This is a genomic window from Streptantibioticus cattleyicolor NRRL 8057 = DSM 46488, assembly GCF_000240165.1.
Lineage (GTDB): Bacteria > Actinomycetota > Actinomycetes > Streptomycetales > Streptomycetaceae > Streptantibioticus > Streptantibioticus cattleyicolor.
In genome coordinates this window covers 6,144,913-6,167,869 of record NC_017586.1, presented here as the reverse complement: position 1 = coordinate 6,167,869, position 22,957 = coordinate 6,144,913, and the positions used below count along the sequence as shown (strand labels likewise).

Genomic DNA, 22,957 nt, shown 5'->3' with positions numbered 1-22,957 from the left:
GGGGCACGGACCGGCAAGGGTGTGCGTCCGGCGGTCGCGGGTAGGCGACCGACCGTTTCCCGGGCAGGACGGGCGACACGGTTTCGACAGCGGGCGAAGGTGGGACATGGTTCGCGGTGCGTTGGCACAACTGGTCGGTGCTGGGGCCGGTCTGGCCTTGGCGGCGCCCGTTCGGATCGCGGGCAGGGTCGTACCCGCGGCGGGGGCGGCGGCCCGGCTGGCGATCGACGTCGCGGAGACAGGGGTGCGGGCGACGGCGGACGCGACGGCCACGGCGGTCCGCGCGGGGCGGGTGGCCCGTAACGCCCTCGCGCCCGGCTCCGGTGTGTGGCGGGCGGGCCCCCGGGTCCACGTGCCGTTGCGGCTCGGTGCGGACGGGGGCGACCGCCGCGGGCGGCGTCTGGAGTCCGCGGCCAAGCGCGTGGCGGCGGCGGTGGCCGAGCACCCCGAGGTGGTGAGCGCCTACTGGGACGGCGGCCTGGCCCGGCTGGTCATCCAGGTCACCGAGGCGGCCCTCACCGATCGGATCGCCCGCGAGGCGTCCCGGCTGGCCACCCGGTACGGGCTGGAACGCGCGGCCGAACAGGTCCCGGCGCGACGGCACCCGGGGGCCGCGGAAGGCGTCCGGACGACCGCGTTGGCCATGGCGTGCGACGCGGCCGGGATCACCACCGCGCTGGCCACGCGTGCCGTGCGCCTCAAGAACTCGCCCCGGCTGGTGACCGCGGTGGTGACGCTGATCCGTGAGGACTCCCGGGTGAGGGCGGCGCTGCGCCGCCGACTCGGGCCGTCGGGCGCGGAGTTGGTGCTCGCCGCGGCCAACGCGGCGGCGCACGGCATCGGCCAGTCCCCCGCCTCCCTGGTGCTCGACGCCGCGCTGCGCGGCGGCCATCTGGTGGAAGCCCTCGCGCGCGGCGCCGCGTTCGACGCCTGGCACGACACGTTGTGCGCCCCGCGGCGCCCGAGTGTCTCCGGGCGGCACGTCGCCCGCCCCGCCCTCGTCCGTACCCCCGGGCAGGAGTACGCGGACCAGGCCGTCACCGGCAGTCTGGTCGGCGCCGCCGCGACGCTGCTGCTGACCCGCAGCGCCGACCGGACCGCCGAGGCGGTGCTGGCCGGATCGCCGAAGGCCGCCCGTTACGCGCCTGCCGCGTTCACCGCCGCCTGGGGCACCGCGCTGGCCCACCACGGCGTGCTGGTCCGTGATCCGGAGCGACTGCGCCAACTGGAGCGGGTGGACGCCCTCGTGATCCACCCGGAGGTGCTGCACGGTACGCGGCGTACCGTGCTGAGGGTCGATCCCACGGCGGCGGGGTGGGATCACGACCGGCTCTGGCACGCGGCCACCGCCGCGCTTCGGCGGTCGTCGCCGTCCGGGGGGTCGGAGGGGGATCCTCGGGTGGAACTGCGTGCGGTGTCCGGTCACACCGGCGACCGGACCGGTTCGATGATCGCCTCCGCCGGTGGTGTGGACGTGGGGACGGTGCTGGTCGGCTGGGAGATCGACCCGTTGGCCGACGCGGTGCTGGACGCGGCGCGCCGGGCGCGGCTGCACGTCGTCGTCCCGGAGGACGTCTCCCTGGCCGACTTCACCGAGCTGGCGGACGAGGTGGTCCCCGGTGACCGGCCGTTGTCCGAGGTCGTCGGCGGCCTGCGGGAGCGGGGGCGGGTCGTGATGACGGTGGTCCGTGTCCGGGAGGATCCGGACGTTATCCGGGGGGAGTTGACCGAGCACGGGCGTGAGTTGGTGGACGGTCTGCTCGCCGGTGATGTCGCCGTGGCGGTCACCGATGCCCGCGGTGTCGTGGTGTGGGGGGCCGACGCCCTGGTGCCGACCGGGCTCGCCGGGGTGTGGCGGGTGCTGTCGGCCGTCCCCGACGCGCGGGCGGTCGGCCGGCGGGGGAAGGTCCTCGCCCAGGCGGGCGCCGCGTTGTCCGGTCTGATGGTGATGACGGGCACCTCACGCGCCCGCCGTGCCGTGTTCGCCCTCGGCTACCGCCTCAGCCCCGTCAACGCCGCTGCCGCCGCGGCGCTGGTGTCGGGGTGGTACACCGGCGCGTCCCTCGTCTCGCGGGCCGAGCCCGCCGCCCGGTCCCGGGTCCCGTGGCATGCCCTGCGGCCGAAGGAGGTGCTCGCCCGGCTGGCCGCGCGCGATCCCGGGCCGCCGGACCGGTTCGCCGCGGTGCGGGCCGCCGTCGCGGCCCCGGCCGGTCGGCTGGCGCGGCTGCCGGTCTTCCTCCCGGCGCGGATGACGGCACGTCTGGCCGCCGCCGTGCGGGCCGAACTGGACGATCCGCTCACCCCCGTACTCGCGGTGGGCGCGGCCGCGTCCGCGGTACTGGGGGCTCCTGTGGACGCGCTCCTGGTGACCGGCGCCATGGGGGTCAACGCCGTCGTCGGGGGCGTGCAGCGGCTGCGCGCCGAACGCGCCCTGGCCGCGCTCACCGCCGGACAGCGGCAGCGGGCCCGCCGCGTCGAGCAGGACGTCGCGGACTGCCCGGTCACCGTCGACGCGGCACAGCTGTCACCGGGTGAGGTGATCGAACTGCGCACCGGTGACGTGGTGCCCGCCGATGCCCGGTTGCTGGAGGTGACGGACCTGGAGGTGGACGAGTCCAGCCTGACCGGTGAATCGCTGCCGGTGGCCAAGGAGTTGGCCGCCGCCCCGCAGGCCGCCCTCGCCGACCGCCGGTGCATGGTCTTCCAGGGCACGAGTGTCGTCGCCGGAGACGCCCGGGCCGTGGTGGTCGGCACCGGGGACCACACCGAGGCCGGCCGGGCGGCGCACCTGGCCTCCCGCAGTACCCCGGCCGCCGGGGTGCAGGCCCGGCTGCACGAGCTGACCCGCAAGATACTGCCGCTCACCCTGGCCGGCGGCGCGGTGGTCACCGGGCTCTCCCTGCTGCGTGGCCGGCCGGTGCGCGAAGCCGTCGGCGGGGGTGTCGCGGTGGCGGTGGCCGCCGTTCCCGAGGGGCTGCCGCTGGTCGCCACGGTGGCCCAGATGGCCGCCGCCCGCCGCCTCAGCCGCCATGGCGTCCTGGTCCGCACCCCCCGCGCGCTGGAGGCGCTGGGCCGCATGGACACCATCTGCTTCGACAAGACCGGCACCCTGACCCACAACCGGCTGCGCGTGGTGCGCTCGGTCACCGCCGACGGCACCACACACACCACCGACGCCCCCGAGAGCGCCACGGTGCTGCGCGCGGCGGCACGTGCCTGCCCTCCCGGCAACGGGGAGACCCAACTCCCGCACGCCACCGAGGCGGCGATCCTGGCCGACGCCCCGGCCGACCCGCACTGGACCCACCTCGACGGCCGGCCCTTCGAGGCGAGCCGTGGCTACGCCTGCGCCGTCGGCCGCGACGCCGACGACGAACTCCTGCTCGTGGTCAAGGGAGCCCCGGAAGTGGTGCTGCCCTACTGCGAGAACGCCGGCACCGCACCACGGGCGGCGGAGACGCTGGCCGGCGAAGGGCTGCGCATCCTCGCGGTGGCCCAACGCCGCCTGCGCCGCGAGGAGTTGGCCGATGTCCTCGACCAGCCGCTGGGCGCCCTCGACCTGACCGGTTTCGTGGCCCTGGCGGACACCCCGCGCGCCGATTCCACCCCGCTCATCGCCGAACTGCGCGACGCCGGGGTACGTCCGGTGATGCTCACCGGGGACCATCCCCACACGGCCCGGGCCATCGCCGTCACCCTCGGCTGGCCCGAGGACGTCACCGTGGCCACCGGCGAGGAACTGGCCGCCCTGGACCGCGCCGGCCGCGCCCGCCTGCTGGCCGACTGCGGTGTCATCGCCCGCGTGGCACCGGAGCAGAAACTCTCGGTGGTCGAAGCGCTCCAAGAGGCCGGGCGCGTGGTGGCCATGGTCGGCGACGGTGCCAACGACGCCGCCGCCATCCGCGCCGCCGACATCGGCATCGGCATCGCCGCCCGTGGCTCGGCAGCCGCCCGCCGCGCCGCCGACCTCGTCCTCACCGGCGATGCCCTGACGCCGCTGGTCGCGGCCGTCACCGAAGGACGCGCGCTGTGGCGCAGCGTGGCCGACGCCATCGCCATCCTGACCGGCGGCAACGCCGGGGAGGTCGCCTTCACCGTGCTGGGCACCCTGGTCTCCGGCACCTCACCGTTGTCCACCCGCCAGTTGCTGCTGGTCAACCTGCTCACCGACATGTTCCCCGCCATGGCCGTCGCCGTCACCCCGGAGGACGCCCCTGACCCGCGCCCGGGCCACCCCGGCGACGACCCCTCGTCCGCTACGAGTCCGGCGGCCCTGGGCAAACCGCTGATCCGGCAGATCCGCCGCCGTGGCGTCACCACAGCCCTGGGCGCCGCGACCGCGTGGCTCATCGGCACCTGCACCCCCGGCACCGCCAGGCGGACCAGCACCATGGCGCTGTGCGGGCTGGTCGGCGCCCAACTCACCCAGACCCTCCACCGCCGCCGGCACAGCCCCCTGATCCTCGCCACCGCCCTCGGCTCCGCCGCGGCACTGATCGCCCTGGTCCAAACCCCGCTCCTCAGCCACTTTTTCGGCTGCACCCCCCTGGGCCCGGTGGCCTGGTCGGGGGTCGCCGCCGCCGTCCTCGTCACCGTGCTCGCCCCCAAGGTCACCCCGGCCGTGGAACGACTCGGGTCACACCTCACCAGCAAACTGTCCACCGTCACGTCGCGGACGTGACGGTGCTCCCGCCCAACGCGCCGAAGTGCGCACCGCCCGCGCCTGCCTGCGGGCCGGACGGATCGACACCGCCACGTACGAAGAACGCGTCGAGGCCGAGATGCGCCGGGACGTCAGGCGCCGGGCGGAAGGGTGAAGTCGAAGACGGCCGAGTCGAAGGCGGTGTACCGCTCGTAGCGGAGGAGTTCGTAGAGGCGGGAGCGGGTCTGCATGCGCGGCAGCAGGGACTCCTGGGTGCCTTCCGCGGCGAGGGTGCGCAGACCGTCCTCGACGGCGCCCATGGCGAGCCGGAGGAGGGTGACCGGGTAGAGCGCGATGTCGTAGCCGAGGTTCTCCAACGTGCGCGCGTCCAGGAGCCGGCCCTTGCCGAACTCGGTCATGTTGGCGAGGAGCGGTACGTGGACCGCCGCGCGGAACGTCTCGAACTCCTTCTCGTCGGCGAGGGCTTCGGGGAAGATCGCGTCCGCCCCGGCGTCCACGTATGCCTTCGCCCTGTCGATCGCGGCTGCCAGACCCTCGACGGCGCGCGCGTCGGTTCGGGCCATGAGGAGGAAGTCCGGGTCGCGGCGGGCCTCCACGGCGGCCCTGACCCGACGGGTCATCTCCTCGCGCGGGACGACCGTCTTGCCGTCGAGGTGTCCGCAGCGCTTGGGGTTGACCTGATCCTCCAGGTGCAGCCCGGCCAGACCGGCGTCCTCCATGAGCTGGACGGTGCGGGCGGCGTTCATCGGTTCACCGAATCCGGTGTCGGCGTCGATGAGGACGGGCAGGTCGGTGGCACTGGTCGTCTGCTGGGCGCGGGCGGCGATCTCGGTGGAGGTGGTCAGCCCGATGTCGGGCAGTCCCAGGTCGGCGGCGAGGACGGCGCCGGAGAGGTAGGCGGCCTCGAACCCGGTGTCCTGGACGAGGCGCGCGGTGAGCGGGTTGAGGAGGCCGGGCATGAGCAGCAGACGGCCGGTGGCCAGCCGGTCCCGCAGGGCACGGCGGCGTTGGGCGGGGGTGGTGCGGGTGTGCAGCATCGAAGGGTCCCTCGGCAGGTTGTCGCGTCGTGGACGGCGGTGGCACGGGCGTCGACGGCCGACAGGAGCGCGTCGGGTACGGGGGCGGCCGGTGCGACGCGTTGTCCGTGCCGGGTCCGCGAGCACCGCGCCGCGCCCAGTGGCCCCACCCGCCCGTGGACCGGCGTACCCACGTACCGTACGTCGTCGAGGGCCACTCCCGGTGACACCGGCGGGCGGAAGTCCGGTCCGGCCACGCACCCGCGGCGCGGCGGGCGGCTGTACGACGATGACGTCGGCGTGGTCGCAGACGTCGAGGCAGAACCATGGCTCACGGTCGAGCAGATGACGCACGTTCTGGGCGGGTTGTAGCCGCACACGATGACCGGTAGCGCCCAGTCCGGGTCCGGCGTGCCCGCCGCCGGCGGAGGTTTTCGCGGGCCGGTTACGGGCCGCACGTCCGGTGGCGGAGCCGGCCGGCCGCCGCCGTTCGCCGACCGCACCGCGCGTCACGCCCGCGCTGCTGGACGAGGTGGTCGCGTACACCGCGACCGTCTGCGCACGCGATGCCGCGGCGCTCCCCGACGGCGCCGGAAGCTCGGCCGTCACCCTCTACGCGGGCGCCGCGGGCGTGGGACTGGAACTCCTGCACCACGACGGCCCGCCGGAAGTGGGCAAAGCACTCGACGGGTTGGCCCGCCGAACCGCCACGCACCCGGCGTCGCGCACCGTGTCCGAGGCGCTCTACACCGGCCGCACCGGGGTGGAGCTGTTCCTGGCCCGCGTGTCCGCGCGCGGGTACGGACCGGTGCGCCCGTACGTCCCCGACACCGGTGGTGGCACCGCTGACGACGGCTCCGGCGACCAGATAGGCGGCGCGGCGGGGCGCGGCACCGGGTATCTGCTGCTGGCGCGAGAAGCGGGCGCGGACGGCGACGAGACACGGGCCGCCGCCTTCCTGGCGGCGGCGGGGACGTGCGCCGCCGAGCTGCTGGCGGCGGACGGCGCGCAGATACCGCAGGACCCCGGCCCGGCGCCCGTCACCGGGTCCCTGGCGGCCTACCGGTACGGCTTCGCACACGGCGGCGCGGGCGTCGTGCACTTCCTGTCCGCCTACCACCGGATCACCGGTGACCAGGCCGCCGGCGCCGCCGCCCGTACCGCCCTGACCGCCCTCGCGGCCCGGACGCCCGCTCTGCTGGAGGCCGCGGCCCACCCCGCGGCCACCCGCCGCTACGGCTCCTGGTGCCGCGGTCTGGCGGGTATCGGCGGTGTACTGCTGGACGCCGCCGTCCACGACGACGACCCGGCCCTGCTCGACCTCGCGGTGCGGTGCGCCCGTGCCTGCCACGCGCTCGCCCCCCGCATGAGCCCGGTCTCCCGGTGCTGTGGCCTCTCCGGTGCCGGGGAACTGCTCATCGACGCCGCCCACGCCACCGGTGACAAGGGTCTGTGGCGGGCCGCCGACGACGTGGCCGCCCTCGTCCTCGCCCGCAGTGGCGGCACCCCCGCCCGACCGGTCTTCCCCGGCAACACCCTCACCGCCCCCGCCCCCTCCTGGGCCACCGGCACGGCCGGCGTCCTCACCTTCCTGCGCCGCCTACGCGATCGCGGCGGCCCCCGGCTCCTGGCGGTCTGACCCGGGGACCGGATCGGGCACGAGTACGGGGATTCGCGGCGTCCGGCCACAACTGCCTCGCGATTGACGTTAGTTGAGGCTGCACATGTGCTCGGCGGACGAGGGCGTGGGCCCACGGCCGCCACTTCTGGCCGTGGGCCCACGTCATTGGGGCTGCCCGACGAGCGGGCGCATGTCAGGGCTGGAGGTTCTCCAGGTCCTCCAGGAGGCCGGCGTGGACCGGCCGCCACCCGAGGGCGTCGCGGGTGTGGGCGCTGGACGCCGGCTGGTCCATGGCGAAGATCGGGCCGAAGGGGCCGAAGTCCTCCTGCGGGACCGGCTTGACCGGCAGGCCCAGTCGCCGGCCGATGACCGCCGCGATGTCCCGCACCGCGTCGCCCTCGTCGGCGACGGCGTGCCAGGACGTCCCGGCCGGCGCCGACTCCAGGACGAGGCGGAAGAGCACCGCCGCGTCGAGCGCGTGCACGGCCGGCCAGCGCTGGGTGCCGTCGCCCGGGTAACCGGCGACGCCGGTGCGGCGCGCCGCCTCGGTCAGCAGGCCGGCGAATCCGCCCCGGCCCTCGTTGTGGACGGTGCGCGGCATGCGGACGGCCATGCCGCGCAGACCGCGTGAGGCGAGGTCCAGCAGGGCCGTGACCGAACGGCCCCGGCCGGCCACCGGTCCGTCGGTCGGCAGCGGATCGGCCTCGGTGGAGGCGCGCCCCGGCACCCACGGTGTCCCCGAGACCGTGACGATCGGGCGGTCGCTGCCGATGAGTTCCTCGCCGAGCGCGGTGAGGGCGGCGCCCTCCTCGGCGATGGCCCGGGAGAGCGCGTCCGGGCTGCTGTAGTCGCGGCCGAACGCGAGGTTGATCACGCCGTCGGAGCGCGCGGCGCCGGACCGCAGGACGTCGAGGTCCGCGAGGTCTCCGCGCAGCACCTCGGCGCCGGCGCGTTCGAGGGCCCGCGCGGAGCCGTCCGAGCGGGCCAGCGCGAGAACGGTGTGGCCGTTGCCGAGCAGCTCGGCGACGACGGCGGAGCCGATGGTGCCGGTACCGCCGGTGATGAAGACGTGCATGGGCTCTCCCTGAAGTGATGGGACCGTTGTCCCGTCACCAACCCTACACGGTGATGGGACAACGGTCCCATCACATATCCTGTTCCCATGGCTAGATGGCAACCAGGTGCGGCCCAGCGACTCGTCGTCGCGGCCGTCGACCTGTTCACCGAGCAGGGGTACGACGCCACCACGGTGACCCAGATCGCCGAGCGCGCCGGCGTCACCAAGAGCACCTTCTTCCGGTACTTCTCCGACAAGCGCGAACTGCTGGTCGCGGGCCAGGAGACGCTCAGCAGGCTGCTCGCCGACGGCATCACCGAGGCACCGGAGGGCGCCGGCCCGCTCCAGGCGGTGGCGGCCGGTCTGGAGCGCGCGTCGAGCGCCATGGGTCCGGCCAACCGGGAGATCGGTCCCCGGCTCGAAGCGGCCGTGGCGGCCAGCACCGAACTCCAGGAGCGCGACGCCCTCAAGAGCGTCGGCCTCGCCGCCGCCATGACCGCCGCGCTCGTCGCCCGCGGCGTCCCCGAGCCGACCGCGCACCTCGCCGGCGAACTGGGCGTCCTCGCCTTCAAACGGGGCTACGCCCGGTGGTGCGAAGGCGATCGCGACGACACGGAAGGGCTCGCCCCGCACGCCCTGGCCGCCCTGGAGGAACTGCGCGCGGCGACCGCGTCGCTGACCTGACCGGGGGCCGCCACCCCGGCCGGCATCCACGCCCGGTTTTCCGTCCGCGAGCGGCGAGACCCCCGCCGGCGGCGGTCAGGGGCCTCGCCGTGTCGTGGCTCCGGGCTCAGGACTCCTGGGCCTCGTACTGGGCGAGCGCCAGGCCGAGGCCGAAGAAGGTGGGGGCCCACTCGCCGACGAAGATGCCCCACCGGTCGGCTCTCTCCACGTTCTCGGCCTTGATGCTGGTGGCCCAGGAGAGGAACGTCAGACCGATGGAGGCGACGGCGGCGCAGTAGGCGTGTTCACTGCGGATCCCGGCATCGTGCAGCTTCTTGATCACCATGGCTACCTCACGGGACGATATGGGGCATAGTGCGCCGATCGGGTGCCCCCGCGAAGGGGTCCTACACCTGGTGCCGCGGCCCGGCGGGGCGACGGCGCGGACCCGCGTGGACCGGGCTCAGTGCAGTGCCGTCAGCCCCAGGGTGAGGACGCCGGCCAGGGCGACGACGGTGGCTTCCGCCCGGACGACGAGCAGGAGGCGGGCCCGGCGCAGTCGCGCGGTGTGCACGAGCCGGTTGAGGGCGCGTTCGGCGTGGGCGTCGAGCGGGCGGTCGCGCCAGGGGCCCTCGTCGGCGGGGGCCGGGTCGACGGCGCGCAGAAGGTCCAGTTCGTCATGCATGCTTGTCGCCTCCGGCGCACACGTCGGTTCCTGTTGTCCACCCTACGGAGACGGCGGGCCGCAGGCGCTCGATCTCCGCGGCCAGTCGGCGGCGGGCACGGTGCAGGCGCATGGCCGCCGCACTGCGGCCGCATCCGAGGGCCACGGCCAGCTCGTCCAGGGTCAGCTCCTCCCAGGCGGTCAGGCGCAGCGCCTCCTGGTCGTTGGGTGACAGCCGGGCCAGCGCTTCGTGCACCCAGGCGCCCGGCCGATCGGCGTCCGGGCTCTCCACGGTCTGCGTGCGGTGCGCGGCCTCGTGGTGGCCGAGTCGCAGCAGCAGCCGCCGGTAACGGGACATGCCGCGCACGGTGTTGGCGAGGCAGTTGCGGGCGACCCCGTAGAGCCAGGGCAGTGGTGGGTCGGGCAGTTCGCCACGGCGCCGCCACGCGACCGAGAACACCTCCGCCACCACTTCCTCGACCTCGTGTGCCCGCCCGTTCAGCCGCCGTGCGACGAAGCGGCTCACCGCCCAGTAGTGCTCGCGGTACGCGGCGGCGAAGGCTTCCTCCGTGCTCATGACCGGCTGGTGTCCGGCATGGACCGGATCTTCACACACCGATGATGTGACCTGTGCCGCAGCCCCGTTGTGGCCGCGACGGTGAAGCGCCGGGCCGTCCCGGACACGTACCGGGCATGAAGTCTCCCGTGAAGTGGTTGGCGACCACCGACCACAAGACCATCGGCACGCTGTATCTGGCGACGTCGTTCGCCTTCTTCTGCGTCGGGGGCGTGATGGCCCTGCTGATGCGTGCCGAGCTGGCCCGTCCGGGCCTGCAGATCATGTCGGACGAGCAGTTCAACCAGGCGTTCACGATGCACGGCACGATCATGCTGCTGATGTTCGCGACGCCGTTGTTCGCCGGCTTCGCCAACTGGATCATGCCGTTGCAGATCGGCGCGCCGGATGTGGCGTTCCCGCGACTGAACATGCTGGCGTACTGGCTGTACCTGTTCGGCTCGCTGATCGCGGTCGGCGGCTTCCTGACCCCGCAGGGCGCGGCCGACTTCGGCTGGTTCGCCTACTCGCCGCTGTCGGACGCGGTCCGCTCACCCGGTGCGGGCGCCGACATGTGGATCATGGGTCTGGCGCTCTCCGGCTTCGGCACGATCCTCGGTGCGGTCAACTTCATCACCACCATCATCTGCATGCGCGCGCCGGGCATGACGATGTTCCGCATGCCGATCTTCGTGTGGAACGTGCTGCTCACCTCGGTGCTGGTGCTGCTGGCCTTCCCGGTGCTGGCCGCCGCGCTCTTCGCCCTCGAATGCGACCGGAAGTTCGGTTCGCACGTCTTCGACGCGGCCAACGGCGGCGCGTTGTTGTGGCAGCACCTGTTCTGGTTCTTCGGCCACCCCGAGGTGTACATCATCGCGCTGCCGTTCTTCGGCATCATCAGCGAGGTCATCCCGGTCTTCTCCCGCAAGCCGATGTTCGGCTACATGGGCCTGGTGGCCGCGACCATCACCATCGCGGGCCTGTCGGTGACGGTGTGGGCCCACCACATGTACGTCACCGGTGGTGTGCTGCTGCCGTTCTTCTCCTTCATGACGTTCCTGATCGCGGTGCCGACAGGCGTGAAGTTCTTCAACTGGATCGGCACGATGTGGAAGGGGTCACTGAGTTTCGAGACCCCGATGCTGTGGGCGATCGGCTTCCTGATCACGTTCGTCTTCGGCGGTCTGACCGGCGTCATCCTGGCCGCGCCGCCGCTGGACTTCCACATCTCCGACTCGTACTTCGTGGTGGCCCACTTCCACTACGTGGTCTTCGGCACCGTGGTCTTCGCGATGTTCGCCGGGTTCCACTTCTGGTGGCCGAAGTTCACCGGCAAGATGCTCGACGAGCGGCTCGGCAAGATCACCTTCTGGACGCTCTTCGTGGGCTTCCACGGCACGTTCCTGGTGCAGCACTGGCTGGGCACACAAGGTATGCAGCGGCGCATCCCGGACTACCTGGCCGGTGAGGGCCTCACCACCCTCAACACCGTCTCGACGATCTTCTCCTTCCTGCTGGGTCTGTCGATCCTGCCGTTCTTCTCCAACGTGTGGAAGACCGCGAAGTACGCGCCGAGGGTGGAGGTGGACGACCCCTGGGGCTACGGCCGCTCGCTGGAGTGGGCGACCTCCTGCCCGCCGCCGCGGCACAACTTCCTCAGCCTGCCGCGCATCCGCTCCGAATCGCCCGCCTTCGACCTGCACCATCCCGGGATCGACGCCCCCGCCGTCCCGACCGACGAGCGGAAGGACGCCCTGGCATGAAGACCACCGCCGAAGCCCTCAACGAGATCGAGGGGTTCCTGCTGTGGGAGGGCGAGAAACACCGGGCACGGGAACGGGCCCACGCGTTCGCCTCCGGCCTGCCCTGGCTGACCGACTCCCAGCGGGCCGACCTCGAACAGCGCTACGTACGCGACCAGCTCGACCTCTCCCGGGCCTGTCTGGTGCGCATCGCACAACGCAGCGGCGAACTGCGGGCGGAGTACGAGGCGGTGTACGCGGCCCTCAAGCGCCGCCTGGCCGGCCGGCTGCTCGCCTGCGCGGTCGTGGCGTGCGCCGCCCTGGTCCTCTGGGCGTGCGGTTCCCGGTAACCGCACGCGGTCGGGGTGCGGGGTGTCCACGACGAGCGTCACCGGAACACACCGTGGGAGGAGGTCCGGGAGGCGTTCACCGTGCCGCGTCAGCAGGGCAAGGTGCTCCACTTCGGCTCCTCCGACTTCACCGGACGGCACATCGCCCGACGCCGGCCCGCTCGCCACGCTGGACGAGACCTTCCCGGCGCCCGGGCCCAACGGCGTCAGGCCCGAGGCGTCCGCCCGGGGCACCGGTCCACCTGACGTAACGTCAGCTCCTACTCCTCCGGCTCCCACGCCTCCAGAAGGCCGAAGACACCACCGTCTCCGTCGACCTCCAGGGAGTCCAGCGGAACGCGGCCGTACAGGGCCAGGACCAGGTCGCCCGCGGTGCCCCGGAGGGAGGTGTCGGCGGCCGTGACCGGTGCCGACAGACGGGTGGCCCGTGCGCCGTCGGGGGAGAGCGAAAGACGCCAGGAGCGGCCCTCGGTGGCGTGGAAGTCGACGGCGGCGGACTGGTGCGGCCAGGGGCTCGTCGTCGCGCAACAGGTGGACAGGAACTCCTCGACACCGTCGAGTGCCACCTCCTCCGGCAGTGCCTGCGCGGCGCCCACGGTGAGCTGGGCGTCGTAGGTGTGCACCGCGATCTCCTGGAGCTGGTGCCGGGCGACGGCACCACAGGTCTTCGGCGACTGGGACGCACCCCACCACGTCCAGCAGCCCCGGTCCGGGCCGGCTTCCCGCAGCGCGTCCAGCATCTCCCGCGTCGACTCGGCCAGCCAGGGCACCAGCGCATCGCGCTCTTCCGGCGCGGCCCAGGCGTTCTCCGCCGGGGGCTCGGCCGGCGCGGCGGCAGGCCCCGCGGCGACGGTGGCGGCCCAGAAGCGGCGTCGCCCGCCCAGGTGCCGCACCAGATCGAGCAGTGTCCACTCGGGGCAGGTGGGCACCCGCACGTCGAGGTCGGGCGCGGCGGCGACCGCGGCACGGAAGGCGGTCGACCGTTCGTCGATCAGTCGCAGAAGATCGGGGAACCCGGGAGTCTTTTCCACCGCGGATGTCTACCACCGCGCCACGGTGCCCGTACAGCGGATTCCGTGGCCGGGCGGGCGAGCGGGAGCCCGGTGGCGGGTTCCCGCTCGCGCGCTCCGTGTGGTCAGTCCCACTGCTGGTCGGCGAGGGAGGTGACGGGCTGGGGCTTGCCGATGACGGCCAGGGCGATGAAGAAGCCGATCTGGCCGATGGCGATGGTGAGGGTGGCCAGGGCCTTGTCGTCGTAGTGCCGGGCGGCCTCGGCGTACAGTTCGTCGGTGACGCGTTCCCGGCCGGGCGGTGCGGGCTGGAGGGTGGCTTCGACCAGCGAGCGCGGCGCGTTCGGCGTCGGTGAAGCAGGTGGCGTCCTGCCACGAGGCGACGGCGGTGATGCGTTCCTCGGACACCCCGGCCTTGCGCAGGAATCCGGTGTTGAGCACCGTCAGGTAGGTGTTGCCGACGATCTGCCCGGCGCGCAGGTGGACCAGGCTCACCGTGGTGCGCGCCACCGAGCGGTTGCCCGTGGCCCGGAACATTGCGGCGCTGATGTCGTTCAACTCGGGCACGAACTCCGCCGGGTTCGGCATCCGGGAGATCGATGTGGTGGCCGTCATGACCGCACTCCTTCGCGTCAGCTGGTCAACGTCCTCACCACACCGACGGAGCGGATCGCCCGGATGTGACAGCGATCCGGAAAGAATCTCTGCCTCTTTCCGACCCCGGCGCGAGAAGGCCCGGGGCGCCGAAGCCCCCGCCTACCCCGCCGGGGTCAGCGCGTCCGCGCGGATGTGCGTCATCGGGCTGCTGCTGACCCGGTAGCGGCCGTTGGGCACCCGCGCGGCATGGTCGATGTGTACGGTGAGCGGTCCGGCCCACTCGTACCCCTTGTGTTCACCATGGCGGGCCAGGGAGTCGGTCAGCTCCTCCCCGATGCGGTCGCCGTGCCGGACGAGCGCGGCATAGCGATCGTCAGCGATCTCCACGGTGTAGACGTTGGGCACGACGACCCGGCCGCGACCGCACACCACCGCCTTGCCGTCACACTCCCGCCGCAACACATCGAGCAGCTCCACCTGCTCCCTCCCGAGCACCTTCCGCACCAGTGCCCGCTCGACACGTTCGATGGCCTCTTCACACCGGCTGAACGGTCCCATGGGCGATCGCCTGCCCACACCGCGGGCGGGCATGCGGCGCGTTCCCAGGTGGGGTGGCATGCCCGGCCGGCGGGGTCACCGGGGCGTCTCCGTCCAGGCGACCGGCAGTTCGTGGACGCCGTAGATGTTCATGTCGGTGCGGAGTTTCACCTGGTCGGCGGGGATGGCGAGGTGGAGGGTGGGGAAGCGGCGGAGGAGGCCGTCGAAGCCGGCGCGCATCTCTATGCGGGCGAGTTGCTGGCCGAGGCATTGGTGGACGCCGTGGCCGAAGGAGAGGTGGCCGCGGGCCTTGCGGTGGATGTCGAGGGTGTCGGGGTCGTCGAAGCGGTGGGGGTCGCGGTTGGCGGCGAGCAGGGAGACGACGACGGTCGACCCCTTCGGGATGGTCTCGCCGCCGAGTTCGATGTCTTCGGTGGCGTAGCGGTAGAAGACGTCGGCGAGGGAGAGGTAGCGCATCAGTTCCTCGACGGCGTCGGGGATCAGGCCGGGGTCGGCGCGCAGTTCGGCGAGTTGTCCGGGGTTCTCCAGGAGTGCGAAGGTGCCCAGCGCCAGCATGTTGGCGGTGGTCTCGTGGCCGGCGAGCAGCAGCAGGAAGGCGATGCCGGTCAGTTCCTCGATGGTGAGGTCGTCGTGGCGGGCGAGGTCGGACAGGATGTCGTCGCCGGGCTCGGCGCGCTTGCGGGTGACCAGTTCGGCGAGGTAGGTGGTCAACGCGTTGTACGCGCCCACCTTCTCCTCGACCGTCTGGTCCTTGACCAGGAACTGGGCGGAGTTGCTCTGGAAGGTCTCCCGGTCCTCGTAGGGGACACCGAGGAGTTCGCAGATCACCAGGGAGGGCACCGGCAGGGCGAACTCCTTGACCAGGTCGACCGGCGGGGTCAGCCGCGCCAGGGCGTCCAGTTGCCGCTCGGTGATGTCGATGATGTGCTCTTCGAGCATCTTCATGCGCTTGACGGTGAAGGCACCGGTGAGCTTGCGGCGCAGCCGGGTGTGGTCCGGCGGGTCCATGGCGATGAACATCCCCGGTATCTGCGGGGACGGTTCGGTGGGGGCGGGCATGCCGGGGGTCTGGTACGGCACGTGGACGATGCCGATGTCCAGGCGGGAGCTGAACCGGGTGTCGGCCATGACCTGGCGGACCGCGTCGTAACCGGTGACGAGCCAGCCCTCGTGGCCGTCGGGGAAGATCAGGGGCATGACCGGGCGGGCCTCGCGCATCCGGGTGATGCCGCGGGGCGGGTCGAAGGGGCCCGCGTCGCGCTCCGCGGGAAGGCCCTCGGGGATGGGAAGCGCTTGGCTCATCGGAAGTCCTTTCGTGACGCTTGTTGCGATCACGATCCCGGACGGGGCTGACATACGACTGTCACGGCCCTGACACCGCGCCCGGGCTCTCACGTACCGGGGCTCAGCCTCGCCAACTCGGCCTGCGACAGCGTGAGCCGGGCCGCCGCGGCGGAGTCGCGGATGGAGGCCGGGCGGCGGGCGCCGGGGATGGGGATCACCACCGGGGAGAGCGCCAGGTGCCAGGCGAGGCAGATCTGCTGCGGGCTGACACCCCGGTCGCGGGCGAGGGCGTGGAAGGGGGTGTCCGGGGGCGGTGTGGTGGTCCCCGGGTCGTCCACGGCGCTGACCGAGATTCCGCCGAGCGGGCTCCACGGCAGGAAGGCGAGGCCGAGCGCGGTGCACAGGTCGAGGGTGTCGCGGGTGGTGGGGTGGGCCGGGGAGAAGCGGTTCTGCACGGAGACGAGGCGTGGGCCGAGGATCTCCCGGGCGGTGCGGATCTGGTCGGGGTCGACGTTGGAGAGGCCGACCATCCGGATGGTTCCGGCGTCGGCCAGGTCGCGCAGCGCGCCGACGGAGTCGGCGAAGGGGACGGCGGGGTCCGGCTTGTGCAGTTGGTACAGGCCGATCGCCGCCACCCCGAGCCGGGCCGCCGACGCCTCGGCCGCGCGGCGCAGGTGGCGCGGGTCGCCGTGGACCGTCCACGTTCCGTCGCCGGGGCGGCCCCGGCCGCCCTTGGTGGCCACCAGGACGTCGTCCGCGCCGCTGCCGTAGGCGGCCAGCGCGCGGGCGACGAGCCGTTCGTTGTGGCCGAGTTCGTCCGCGTGCCACTGGTAGCAGTCGGCGGTGTCGATCAGCCGCACGCCCGCGTCGAGGGCGGCGCGTCGTGCTGCCGCGCCACCATCCGGCCGCGGCCCGCCACCGGTCCCGTCCCGAGCCACCGCACCTGGCCGAACTCGCCGATCAGCGCTGGATCCTGGGGTGCCGCAAGTCGGCCGACCAGCTCGTCCACTACGCCGATCTGGCCCACGTCGCGTTGCGGATCTCGTGCACCGCGACCGACTACGACTTCGCCCAGTCGCTCGTCCTCGCCGGGATCGGCATCGCGCTGATCCCCGAGATCGGGCTGACCCGCCACCCGGGGCTGGTCGCGCTCCCGCTGGCCGCGCTGAGCCCCCGCCGCCACCTGGGGCTCGCCCTCTCCCGTCGCCGTCGCGGCCCGGCCGCGCGGCTGGCCGAGGAGTTGGCGGCACGGCTGGCCGGCCAGGCGCAGGCCCGGGCCGAACCGGCCGCGTAGGTCGCGTCAGCGCTCCCGCGCCGCCGTCGTACCGCTGATCCGGCCGGGCCCGGCGGGCGCGGGGACCGGCAGGGACGCCGTGACGGTCACGCTGTACGGCGAGTAGTTGCCGGCCGCGTCGTAGGACCGGGCCCGGTACTCGTAACGGTGCCCGTCGGCGGGGAGCGGGTCGCAGACGGTGGCCGAGGCGGAACGCGGGTCGAAGGCGTGGTGGAGGACGACCGACCAGGTGTCGGAGGTCGCCTCGCGGCGCTCGATCTCGAAGCCGGTGAAGTCACGCAACGGTGCCGGAGCGCTGTCCGAGGCGGTCGCCTGCATGCCGTCGGCGCAGCGGCGCAGCGTCAGGTCGGGGGCGTACTGGGGGGCGACGGTGTCGGGGACGTCGAGCCAGAGTTCGTTCGGGGCGTAGGCGACGAGGCCGACCGCGCTGTAGGTGGTGGTGCCGCCGTCGTTGGTGACGAGGACCCGGTAGTGGCGGGTCTCGCCATCGGCGGTGACGGGGCCGGTGGTCCAGGTGTTGCCCTTACAGCGCGGAGACTCGTGAGGACGGCGGAAGGTTGCACGGTGCCGACGGCCCGGCGGTCACCGCTGATCATGCCCTGGCCAGCCGTTCTCGACCGTTCGTTTACCTTCGCTTTGCGAACGCATGGTGATCTGACGTCCGTCGTTCCCCGCATCCGCCCGTCGAACGCCACGACGGGCACCACAAGGAGTCGTTCCCATGCCCAGACCCACCCGCCGTCACCTCACCGTCGCCACCGCGCTGATCGCGGCCACCACGGCCGCCGTGGCCGTGACCACCACCGCCGGCGCCTTCGACGGCAAGGACCGGGCGAAGTCCGCGATCCAGGGCGGGAAGGCGAGGAACGTCATCCTGCTCATCGGCGACGGCATGGGCGACTCGGAGATCACCCTCGCCCGGGACTACACGGTCGGCGCCAACGGCCGCCTGAACATGGACGCGTTCCCGCTCACCGGCGCGTACACCACGTACGCCGTGCACGCCGACGGCACGCCGGACTACGTCACCGACTCCGCCGCCAGCGGCACCGGCTGGGCCACCGGCGTGAAGACGGTCAACGGACGCGTCTCCAAGACCCCCGGCACCGACAAGCCGGTGCGCACCCTGCTGGAGCTGGCCCAGCGCAACGGCTACGCCACCGGTGACGTCACCACCGCCGAACTCACCGACGCCACCCCGGCGGTGCTCGCCTCGCACGTGACCGACCGCTCCTGCCAGGGCCCGGCCGACATGGCCAAGTGCCCCACCGACACCATCGCCGCGGGCGGGCCGGGCTCCATCGCCGAGCAGGAGGTCGGTCACAAGGTCGACGTCCTCTTCGGCGGCGGCAGGCAGCGCTTCGACCAGAAGGTCACCGACGGCAGGTACAAGGGCCTCACCGTCACCGAGCAGGCACGCAGGCTCGGTTACCGGGTCGTCACCGACGACGCGTCGATGAAGGCGGCCGAGCCGGGGCGGCCGGTCCTCGGTCTCTTCGCCCCCGGCAACGTGCCCACCGAGTGGACCGGCAAGCCGGCCGCGGTCGGCGGCACGGACCCGCAGCGGTGCGTCACCTCCAACCCCGGCCGCCCGGCGGCCACCCCGAGCCTGGCCGACTCCGCGGCGAAGGCCATCCGCCTGCTGGAGGCCAAGCAGAAGCACTCCCGGCAGGGCTTCTTCCTCCAGATCGAGGGCGCCTCCATCGACAAGCAGGACCACGCCGCCGACCCCTGCGGCCAGATCGGCGAGACCGCCGCCTTCGACAAGGCGGTGCGGGTCGCCCGCGCCTACGCCGCCCAGCACCCCGACACCCTCGTCGTCACCACCGCCGACCACGGCCACACCAGCCAGATCGTCCCGCTGGAGGCCACCCCGCCCGGGCTCTCCGCCACCCTCGTCACCAACGAGGGCCAGCAGCTGAAGGTCAACTACTCGACCAACACCCCGGGCCGGTCCCAGGAGCACACCGGCACCCAGGTCCGCATCGCCGCCCAGGGCCCGCTGGCCTACCGCGTCCTCGGCGTCACCAACCAGACCGACCTGTTCACCACCGTCCGCGAGGCGCTGCGGCTGCGCTGAGCACCACCGCACGGGGGCCGCCCCGCCGTCCCGCCCCCCGTGCGTCAGCCCTCCTCGACCTCCAGCGCCTGCCTCGCCAGGCCGACGAAGGCCATGAAGGCGTCCCGGAAGTCCACGTACGCGGCGTCGTACTCCGCCCTGCGCTCGGGGCCGCCGTCACCGATGAGCGCCTTGAGCCGGGGCTGGACGCCGCGTGCCGCCTGCCGTACCCGTTCCGCGGCGGCGGAGACCTCGGCGGGCCCGTCGAGGCGGACCTCGTGGGTGGCCCGGTTCATGGCGCCGATGGCCGGGCCGATGCGTTCGTACATGCGCGTCAGGAGCCGGTCCTTGGTGTGCCGGTCGGGCGCGGCGTCGACGGCGTCGATCTCCCAGGTGACCTCCGAGAAGGCGTGCGCGCGGTTCATCATCTCCCGGTAGGTGGCCCGGCGCCGCTCGCGCTGTTCGCGCAGCGCCTGTGCCGTCGCCGTGGTCCGGGCCTGGACCAGCGCCGCGCGGGAGGTCGCCCGCGCGGTGATGTAACTCGCCCCGAGCGCGGTCAGCGCGGTGAGGACGCCGACCCACAGTCCGCTGTTCGCCATGGCCCAGGAGTCTGCCAGCGCCGGGGTGAGCGGGGGAGGTCCGCCGGCTCCCCCGTGGCAAAATCGGCGGGTGCAGATCGGGTTGCTGGGGCCGTTGGAGGTTCACGGGGACGACGGCGGCTCGGCCCAGGTGCCGGGGGCGCGGTTGCGCGGGCTGCTGGCCGCCCTCGCGCTCAAGCCGGGCCAGGTGGTCCCGAAGGCGTCGCTGGTCGACTGGATCTGGGGCGAGCAGCCGCCGGCGGACGCGGTGAACGCGTTGCAGCGCCTGGTGTCCCGGCTGCGGAAGGCGCTGCCGGACGGGGTGGTCGAGGGGCATACGGACGGCTACCGGCTGGCGGTGGAGCCCGACGCGGTGGACGCGGTGCGGTTCGAGCGTCTCGTCGGCGCGGCGCGGGGCGGCGCGGAGGACGGTTCCCGGCGGGTGGAGCCGCTGCGTGCGGCGCTGGGGCTGTGGCGCGGGGCGGCCCTGCAGGACGTCGGTCTGCGGGACAGCGCCGGGTTCGACGCCGCGGTCGCCCGGCTGGAGGCGATGCGGCTGACCGCCGTCGAGGAGCGGGCCGAGGCGGAGGTCACGCTGGGGGACGGCGCGCGGATGGTGGCGGAGTTGTCCGACCTGGTGGCCGCGCACCCGGTGCGGGAACGGCTCGTCGCCGCGCTGATGCGTGCGCTCGCCGCGGCCGGCCGGGACAGCGAGGCGCTGCTGGTGTACGAGCGGACGCGCGCGGCCCTGGCCGACACGCTGGGCGTCGATCCGTCGCCGGAGCTGTCGAAGGTCCATGTCGCCTTGCTGCGGGGGGAGTTGGGGCGGCGGGAGGCGGAGCGGCGGACCAATCTGCGGGCCGAGCTGACCAGTTTCGTGGGCAAGGACGCCGACGTGGCCGCGGTGCGTGAGCTGGTCGGCGCGCACCGGCTCACCACGCTGACCGGGCCGGGCGGTTCGGGAAAGACCAGGTTGGCCACGGAGACGGCGCGCACGCTCGTCGGCGAACTGCCGGGCGGGGCCTGGCTGGTGGAGCTGGCCGGTGTCGGCCCGGACGGTGACGTGGCGCGTGCGGCGCTGGCCGGGCTGGGCCTGCGGGACGCCATGCTCGGCGGCCACTCGACCGCGGAGTTGACGGACCGGCTGGTCGCCGCGATCCGTGAGCGGGAGGCGCTGCTGGTCCTGGACAACTGCGAGCACGTGATCGAGTCCGCGGCGGTCTTCGCCCACCGGGTGCTCGGCGAGTGCCGTCGGCTGCGCGTCCTGGCGACGAGCCGGGAACCGCTCGGCATCACCGGTGAGGCGCTGTGGCCGGTCGAGCCGCTGGCCCTGCCGGCCGAGGAGGCGGACCCGGACGAGATCGCCTCCTCCCCCGCCGTCCAGTTGCTGCGGGACCGGGCCGGGGCGGTGCGCCGGGACCTGGCGGCCGACGCCCGCACACTGGCGGTGATGGCCCGCGTCTGCCGGGCGCTGGACGGGATGCCGCTGGCGATCGAGCTGGCCGCGACCCGGTTGCGCACCATGTCCGTCGACCGGCTCGCCCAGCGCCTCGACGACCGGTTCCGCCTGCTGACCAGCGGCAGCCGCACCGCGCTCCCCCGCCACAAGACGCTGCGCGCGGTGGTCGACTGGAGCTGGGAGCTGCTCACCGACGCCGAACGGGCGGTGCTGCGCAGACTGTCGGTGTTCTCCGGCGGGGCGAGCCTGGAGGCGGCCGAACGGGTCTGCGCCGGCCCCGGGGCCGGGCCGGAGCAGGTGCTCGAACTGCTCACCGCGCTGACCGAGAAGTCACTGCTGCTCGCCGAGGACGGCGACGCACCCCGCTACCGCATGACCGGCACGATCAAGGAGTACGCCGGGCACCGGCTCGCCGAGGCGGGCGAGTTCGAGGCGGCACGCCGGGCGCATCTGGCCTTCTTCACCGAGCTGGCCGAGACCGCCGAGCCGTGTCTTCGCCGCGCCGGGCAACTGCGGTGGCTCACCGTGCTCGGCGCCGAGCACGACAACATCGGTGCCGCGATGCGCGGCGCGCTGGCGGCCGGCGAGGCGCGGGAGGCGATGCGGCTCGCGGCGGCGGCCGGCTGGTACTGGTGGCTCAGCGGGCGCCGGACCGAGGGGATGGAGCTGGTCTCCGTGGCCGCCAGGATGCCGGGCGAGGCGGCCGACGAGGTGCGGGCCATGGTGTACGGGCTGGTCGTGCTCTTCGTCAGCTCCGGGCGCGGTGACGCGCAGCAGGCGGCGGAGTGGATCCACGAGGCGTACCGGTTCAGCCGGCGCAGCGGGCGCGGCAACCCGCTGCTGGGACTGGCCGGCGCGCTGGAACGCCTGCTCCAGGGGCCCGACGCCATGCTCACGGCGTTCGAACCGCTGCTGGACGACGAGGACCCCTGGGTGCGCGCGCTGGCCCGGCTGCACATGGGCAAGATGCGGGTCGTGACCGGCCAGGAGGGGCGGGACGCGGACGTGTACCTGGAGACGGCGCTCGCCGAGTTCGAGGCGCTGGGTGAGCGGTTCGGGATCTCGTTCGCGCGGACGGAGCTGGCCGACCGGTTGACCGTGCGCGGCGAGTTCGCCGCCGCGTGCGACCACTACGAGCGGGCCGTCGCGGCCGTCACCGAGCTGGGCGCCACCGAGGACGTCATCCGCATGCGGTCGGCCCAGGCGCGGCTGCACCGGCTGATGGGCGACGAGGACGCCTGCGCCGCCGCCATCGCCGAGGCGCAGCGGTACGCGGAGCGGGTCACCTGGCCGGACGCGCTGGCCGAACTCGCCCTCGCCCGGGCCGAGCTCGCCCGGTGGCGCGGCGACGCCCAGGAGGCGCTGCGGCAACTCGACGCCGCCGCAGCCCTGTTGGGCGACGGGGCGGAGTGGGCCAGCATCCGGGCGGTGCGGCACGACCTGCTCGGCTACCTCACCACCGACCTGGGCGAGGCGCGGGCGCACCGGGCGGCGGCCTGCGAGGCGGCGGCGCGGGCCGGATACGCGCCGCTGGTCGCCCAGGTGCTCGTCGGCGTCGCCGATCTGGCGCTGCGCGGCGACGAGCACGGGCAGGCGGCACGGCTGCTCGCGGCGAGCGAGGGGGTACGCGGCCTGAAGGACCGCTCCCATCCGGACGCGGCCCGTATCGAGCGGGCGGCGCGGCACCGCCTCGGTGACGTGGCGTTCGCCGAGGCGGCGCGGGAGGGGGCGCGGGCCCCGTGGCGCGAGCTGGTCGAGGTCACGCTCGGTTCCCGCCCTTGACGCC

At 73.6% G+C, this 22,957-nt stretch carries 19 protein-coding genes and 1 pseudogene; 8 read left to right on the top strand and 12 right to left on the bottom strand.

Translation table 11 applies throughout. The features are described from left to right. Positions 1–106: 106 nt before the first annotated feature. Positions 107–4,681: a cation-translocating P-type ATPase gene (locus SCATT_RS27115; protein ID WP_014146429.1), complete on the top strand. Its 4,575-nt coding sequence runs from the start codon at positions 107–109 to the stop codon at positions 4,679–4,681. 113 nt (positions 4,682–4,794) lie between these two features. On the opposite strand, the gene prpB is transcribed toward SCATT_RS27115, so the two are convergent. Next, a complete protein-coding gene (gene prpB / locus SCATT_RS27110) occupies positions 4,795–5,700 on the bottom strand; it encodes a methylisocitrate lyase (protein ID WP_014146428.1) in 906 nt (301 codons plus the stop codon). A 442-nt stretch (positions 5,701–6,142) separates the two neighbouring features. On the opposite strand from prpB, the gene SCATT_RS27105 reads away from it, so the two are divergent. Further along, complete coding sequence (locus tag SCATT_RS27105) at positions 6,143–7,318, top strand: lanthionine synthetase C family protein (RefSeq protein ID WP_014146427.1); 1,176 nt, start codon at positions 6,143–6,145, stop codon at positions 7,316–7,318. Positions 7,319–7,493: 175 nt separating this feature from the next. Here SCATT_RS27105 and SCATT_RS27100 read toward each other — a convergent pair whose 3' ends face one another. Continuing rightward, a complete protein-coding gene (locus SCATT_RS27100; protein ID WP_014146426.1) occupies positions 7,494–8,375 on the bottom strand; it encodes an SDR family oxidoreductase in 882 nt (293 codons plus the stop codon). A gap of 87 nt (positions 8,376–8,462) precedes the next feature. On the opposite strand from SCATT_RS27100, the gene SCATT_RS27095 reads away from it, so the two are divergent. Beyond that, complete coding sequence (locus SCATT_RS27095; protein ID WP_014146425.1) at positions 8,463–9,041, top strand: TetR/AcrR family transcriptional regulator; 579 nt, start codon at positions 8,463–8,465, stop codon at positions 9,039–9,041. Between the two features lie 106 nt (positions 9,042–9,147). Here SCATT_RS27095 and SCATT_RS27090 read toward each other — a convergent pair whose 3' ends face one another. From SCATT_RS27090 to SCATT_RS27080, 3 genes are all read right to left on the bottom strand, one after another. Beyond that, positions 9,148–9,366, bottom strand: a complete 219-nt coding sequence (locus SCATT_RS27090) for a hypothetical protein (RefSeq protein WP_014146424.1) — start codon at positions 9,364–9,366, stop codon at positions 9,148–9,150. Between the two features lie 117 nt (positions 9,367–9,483). Next, positions 9,484–9,705: a hypothetical protein gene (locus tag SCATT_RS27085; RefSeq protein ID WP_014146423.1), complete on the bottom strand. Its 222-nt coding sequence runs from the start codon at positions 9,703–9,705 to the stop codon at positions 9,484–9,486. Next, a complete protein-coding gene (locus tag SCATT_RS27080; RefSeq protein WP_014146422.1) occupies positions 9,698–10,261 on the bottom strand; it encodes an RNA polymerase sigma factor in 564 nt (187 codons plus the stop codon). Before SCATT_RS27080 ends, SCATT_RS27085 begins: the two co-directional genes overlap by 8 nt. A 116-nt stretch (positions 10,262–10,377) precedes the next feature. Here SCATT_RS27080 and ctaD point away from each other — a divergent pair, with 116 nt between their 5' ends. After that, the gene (gene ctaD / locus SCATT_RS27075; RefSeq protein ID WP_173405662.1) at positions 10,378–12,003 is read left to right on the top strand and encodes an aa3-type cytochrome oxidase subunit I; all 1,626 of its coding nucleotides are present in this window, start codon (positions 10,378–10,380) and stop codon (positions 12,001–12,003) included. Further along, positions 12,000–12,332 carry a hypothetical protein gene (locus SCATT_RS27070; RefSeq protein ID WP_014146420.1) on the top strand — a complete coding sequence of 111 codons (333 nt, stop codon included), beginning with the start codon at positions 12,000–12,002 and terminating at the stop codon, positions 12,330–12,332. The genes ctaD and SCATT_RS27070 overlap by 4 nt, the downstream gene beginning before the upstream one ends. A gap of 260 nt (positions 12,333–12,592) precedes the next feature. On the opposite strand, the gene SCATT_RS27065 is transcribed toward SCATT_RS27070, so the two are convergent. From SCATT_RS27065 to SCATT_RS27050, 5 genes and pseudogenes are all read right to left on the bottom strand, one after another. Further along, complete coding sequence (locus tag SCATT_RS27065) at positions 12,593–13,363, bottom strand: maleylpyruvate isomerase family mycothiol-dependent enzyme (RefSeq protein ID WP_014146418.1); 771 nt, start codon at positions 13,361–13,363, stop codon at positions 12,593–12,595. A 104-nt stretch (positions 13,364–13,467) separates the two neighbouring features. Continuing rightward, positions 13,468–13,957: pseudogene (locus SCATT_RS36865) on the bottom strand (carboxymuconolactone decarboxylase family protein). Between the two features lie 141 nt (positions 13,958–14,098). Further along, positions 14,099–14,497, bottom strand: a complete 399-nt coding sequence (locus tag SCATT_RS27060; protein WP_014146416.1) for a DUF3662 domain-containing protein — start codon at positions 14,495–14,497, stop codon at positions 14,099–14,101. Between the two features lie 75 nt (positions 14,498–14,572). Then, entirely contained in the window at positions 14,573–15,799 is a 1,227-nt protein-coding gene (locus SCATT_RS27055) for a cytochrome P450 (protein WP_014146415.1), read from the bottom strand. A gap of 89 nt (positions 15,800–15,888) precedes the next feature. Continuing rightward, positions 15,889–16,719, bottom strand: coding sequence for an aldo/keto reductase (locus SCATT_RS27050; RefSeq protein ID WP_078590833.1), 831 nt, complete (start codon positions 16,717–16,719; stop codon positions 15,889–15,891). Here SCATT_RS27050 and SCATT_RS27045 point away from each other — a divergent pair. Beyond that, positions 16,665–17,075 (top strand): LysR family transcriptional regulator substrate-binding protein, encoded by a 411-nt coding sequence (locus tag SCATT_RS27045; RefSeq protein WP_014146413.1) that lies wholly within the window; start codon positions 16,665–16,667, stop codon positions 17,073–17,075. The two genes, SCATT_RS27050 and SCATT_RS27045, sit on opposite strands and share 55 nt — an antisense overlap. Positions 17,076–17,081: 6 nt before the next feature. On the opposite strand, the gene SCATT_RS27040 is transcribed toward SCATT_RS27045, so the two are convergent. Then, positions 17,082–17,393: a fibronectin type III domain-containing protein gene (locus tag SCATT_RS27040; protein WP_014146412.1), complete on the bottom strand. Its 312-nt coding sequence runs from the start codon at positions 17,391–17,393 to the stop codon at positions 17,082–17,084. 403 nt (positions 17,394–17,796) lie between these two features. Here SCATT_RS27040 and SCATT_RS27035 point away from each other — a divergent pair, with 403 nt between their 5' ends. Next, positions 17,797–19,155: an alkaline phosphatase gene (locus SCATT_RS27035; RefSeq protein WP_014146411.1), complete on the top strand. Its 1,359-nt coding sequence runs from the start codon at positions 17,797–17,799 to the stop codon at positions 19,153–19,155. Positions 19,156–19,199: 44 nt separating this feature from the next. Here the strand turns inward: SCATT_RS27035 and SCATT_RS27030 are convergent, their stop codons facing one another. Next, entirely contained in the window at positions 19,200–19,733 is a 534-nt protein-coding gene (locus SCATT_RS27030) for a vWA domain-containing protein (RefSeq protein ID WP_014146410.1), read from the bottom strand. Positions 19,734–19,803: 70 nt separating this feature from the next. Here SCATT_RS27030 and SCATT_RS27025 point away from each other — a divergent pair, with 70 nt between their 5' ends. Continuing rightward, complete coding sequence (locus SCATT_RS27025; protein ID WP_014146409.1) at positions 19,804–22,953, top strand: BTAD domain-containing putative transcriptional regulator; 3,150 nt, start codon at positions 19,804–19,806, stop codon at positions 22,951–22,953. The last annotated feature ends 4 nt before the right edge of the window (positions 22,954–22,957 follow it).